Raw genomic sequence first — 3,502 nt, forward strand, 5'->3', positions numbered from 1 at the left:
GACCCCGCGCCCGAATCAGCCGACGACCGCCGCCCGGACGCACAGCACGTCCGGCAGGTGTGACGCCAGCTGCCGCCAGCTCTCGCCGTCGTCGGCCGACGCGTAGACCTCGCCGTTGCGGTTGCCGAAGTAGAGGCCGGCCGGGTCCGCTCCGTCGTGGCACATCGCGTCGCGCAGCACCGTGCCGTAATGGTCCTCCTGCGGCAGCCCCGCCGTGAGCGGCTCCCAGCTCGCGCCCGCGTCCGCCGTCCGGTAGACCCGGCAGCGCCGGTCGGCCGGGACCCGGTCGGAGTCGGCGGTGATCGGGAACAGGTACGCCGTGTCCGCCCGGCGGGGGTGCGCGACCACCGTGAAGCCGAACGTCGACGGCAGCCCCTCGCCGATGTCCGTCCAGTGCCCGCCCGCGTCGTCGCTGCGGTACACACCCCAGTGGTTCTGCAGATACAGCCGGTCCGGGTTCACCGCGTCCCGGGCGACCTTGTGCACGCACTGCCCGAACTCCGGGTCCGGGTCCGGCAGGAACACCGCGGAGACCCCGGAATTGGACGGGGTCCAGCTCGCGCCGCCGTCCAGGGTGCGGAAGACACCGGCGGTGGAGACGGCCACCGTCACGGCCAGCGGATCGCGCTCGTCGGTCAGCACCGTGTGCAGACCCTCACCGCCGCCGCCCGGCACCCACTTGTCGCGGGTGGGATGCTCCCACAGCGGCCGCACCAGCTCGAAGGTCTCCCCGCGGTCCTCCGAGCGGTACAGCGCGGCCGGTTCCGTACCCGCGTACACCACGTCGGGTTCGGCCGCGGCGGGATGCAGCTGCCAGACCCGCTCCAGTGAGGCGCCCGTGTCCTTGGGGAACTTGACGGCCGGCTGCGCCGGTTCGGTCCAGCTGTGGCCCAGGTCGTCGGAATGGAACACCGAAGGGCCCCAGTGCGCGCTGTCCCCGCCGACGAGCAGCCGGGGGCTCGCTCCGCGGGTGTCGATGGCGACCGAGTACACGGCCTGCGCGTTGAAATAGGGGCTCTCGTCGAACTTCCAGGTGCCACCTTGCCGGCGCCCGATGAACAGGCCCTTGCGGGTGCCCACGGTGAGCAGTACCTCGGTCATGCCGATCACCTCCGCGACGTCGTCCCCGACGTCCTGATTCTGGTCACCGGTCAGTCTGCGCCCCACCACTGACAGTCACCTCCGGATCAGGCTGCGCCGCAGGTCGCGTCGTGTGCCGACCGGTCTGCGCCGAGTCGGGCGGCCCTCGGTGCCGTCGCCCCGGTCACGGGTTCAGCCGTGCTCCGGCAGCGCCCGCCCCACGATCGCGTCGACCCCCGCCGCCGCGGGCAGCGTGCCGAAGGAGTGCCCCCAGTCGCCACCCAGCCGGGTCGCGCAGAAGGCGTCGGCGACGGCGGGCGGGGCGTGCCGGACGAGGAGCGAGCCCTGGAGGGTGAGGGCGGTCCGTTCCACCAGCCGGCGGGCGCTCGCCTGGGACGCCTCGGCCAGCTGGTCCTTCAGTCCGGCCACGGCCGCGTCCAGCCGGGCGTCCGCGCCGCGTGTGAGGGCGAGTTCGTCGAAGAGCGCCTGCGCGGTGGCCGGGTCACGGCCGAGCGCGCGGAGCACGTCGAGCGCGTTGACGTTCCCCGAACCCTCCCAGATCGACAGCAGCGGGGCCTCGCGGTAGTGGCGGGGCATCCCGGAGTCCTCGACATAGCCGTTGCCGCCCAGGCACTCCAGGGCCTCGGCGGTGAAGGCCGGGCCGCGCTTGGTGACCCAGTACTTGCCGACCGCGGTCGCGATGCGGCGGAACGCGGCCTCCCCGGCGTCCCCGCGCACCGCGCGGTCGGCCGCTCCGGCCAGCCGCAGGGTGAGCGTCGTGGCGGCCTCCGACTCCAGCGCCAGATCGGCCAGCACGTTGCGCATCAGCGGCTGGTCCACCAGCCGTGCCCCGAACGCGCTGCGGTACCGCGCGTGATGGCCCGCCTCGACGAGTGTCTTGCGCATCAGCGCCGCCGACATCGTCACGCAGTCCAGCCGCGTGCAGTTGACCATCTCGATGATGGTCTTCACGCCCTGCCCCTCCGGACCGACCAGCCAGGCGACCGTGCCGTCGAACTCGGGCTCGGAGGAGGCGTTGGAGCGGTTGCCCAGCTTCTCCTTAAGCCGCTGGACGCGGAAGGTGTTGCGGGTCCCGTCGGGCAGCACGCGCGGCACGAGGAAGCACGACAGGCCGTCCGGGGCCTGCGCCAGTACCAGGAACACGTCACACATCGGCGCCGACGTGAACCACTTGTGGCCGCGCAGGGTGTAGACGCCGGGCTCGGCGGTCGGGGCCGCCGCGGTGGTGTTGGTCCGGACGTCGGAACCGCCCTGCTTCTCCGTCATCCCCATGCCGGCCAGCAGTCCGCGCTTCCCGGCCGGCACCCGCAGGCCCGGCTCGTACTCGCGGCTGGTCAGCAGCGGCTCGTACACCTTCGCCAGTTCCGGCTGCCTGCGCAGCGCGGGCACCGCCGCGTACGTCATGGAGGTCGGGCAGCCGTGGCCCGCGTCCGTATGCCCCCACACCAGACCGCCCGCGGTACGGACGACGTGCGCGCCGGGCCGGTCGTCCGCCCAGGGCGCGGCGGCCAGGCCCTCGGCGACGGCGGTGCGCATCAGGTGGTGCCAGCTCGGATGGAACTCGACCTCGTCGATCCGGTGTCCGTACCGGTCGTGGGTGCGCAGTTCGGGCTCGTGGCGGTTGGCCTGGTCGCTCCACTCCTGCACCTGCGCGCTGCCGGCCAGCCGGCCGAGCCGCCTCAGGTCCTCCTCGGCCCAGCCGGCTCCCTCGCGCCGCAGGCCCTCGAGCAGGGCGGAGTCGTCGGAGGGGTCGTACGGGGTGAGGGGAGGGGGCTGGTTGGTGACGTCGTGGGTGGAGTCGGGTGCGACCGGGTGCTGTTGCCGCTCGTCCGCGCGTGTGGTGGTCATGACATCGAGTGTTGCACTGTTCCTGCGACTGTAGCAATGATGCAACATGACGTGGACCGTAGAGTACGGCCCATGCGGAACGAACCGGCGCCGGCCACGGACGACCTGCTGCTGCGTCCTCTCTCCGCGCGATCGGTCGTCCTGAGCCTGCTGCTCGGCACGCATCCGCCGGAACTCTCCGCGAAGGAACTCGGGCGGCTTCTGGAGGGCTTCGGCGTCGGCGGGTCCACGCTCCGCGCGGCGCTCAGCCGGATGGCCTCCGCCGGCGATCTGCGGCGCACCGACGCCGGCTACCGGCTCAGCGACCGGCTGCTGGAACGCCAGCACCGCCAGGACGAGTCCGTCCGGCCGCGCACGCGCCCGTGGGACGGCGACTGGGAACTGGTGGTGATCACCGCGACGGGCCGCGGTCCCGCCGAACGGGCGGACCTGCGCACCCGGCTCGCCGCACTGCGGCTCGCCGAGCTGCGCGAGGGAGTGTGGCTGCGTCCCGCCAATCTGGAACGCGGACTGCCCGCCGCTCTGGACGCGGTGGCCGAGCGCTGTACGGCCC

The 3,502-nt window shown here is 73.1% G+C and carries 2 protein-coding genes and 1 pseudogene; 1 reads left to right on the plus strand and 2 read right to left on the minus strand.

The annotated features are described in order from the left end of the window. Positions 1–15 precede the first annotated feature (15 nt). Positions 16–1,101, minus strand: a complete 1,086-nt coding sequence (locus B9S61_RS11535) for a sialidase family protein (protein WP_258039629.1) — start codon at positions 1,099–1,101, stop codon at positions 16–18. A gap of 171 nt (positions 1,102–1,272) precedes the next feature. Continuing rightward, a complete protein-coding gene (locus B9S61_RS11540) occupies positions 1,273–2,949 on the minus strand; it encodes an acyl-CoA dehydrogenase family protein (RefSeq protein WP_103542179.1) in 1,677 nt (558 codons plus the stop codon). Between the two features lie 72 nt (positions 2,950–3,021). Between B9S61_RS11540 and B9S61_RS11545 the strand changes: the two are divergent. Then, a pseudogene (locus B9S61_RS11545) lies at positions 3,022–3,502 on the plus strand (PaaX domain-containing protein, C- domain protein); the annotation flags it as partial.

It is taken from the genome of Streptomyces sp. SM1 (genome assembly GCF_002910825.1).
Lineage (GTDB): Bacteria > Actinomycetota > Actinomycetes > Streptomycetales > Streptomycetaceae > Streptomyces > Streptomyces okerensis.

What these genes read in the sequence shown, in the direction of transcription:
- B9S61_RS11535 (WP_258039629.1), bottom strand. Translation starts at nt 1,101, where the DNA reads ATGACCGAGGTACTGCTCACCGTGGGCACCCGCAAGGGCCTGTTCATC.
- B9S61_RS11540 (WP_103542179.1), bottom strand. Translation starts at nt 2,949, where the DNA reads ATGACCACCACACGCGCGGACGAGCGGCAACAGCACCCGGTCGCACCC.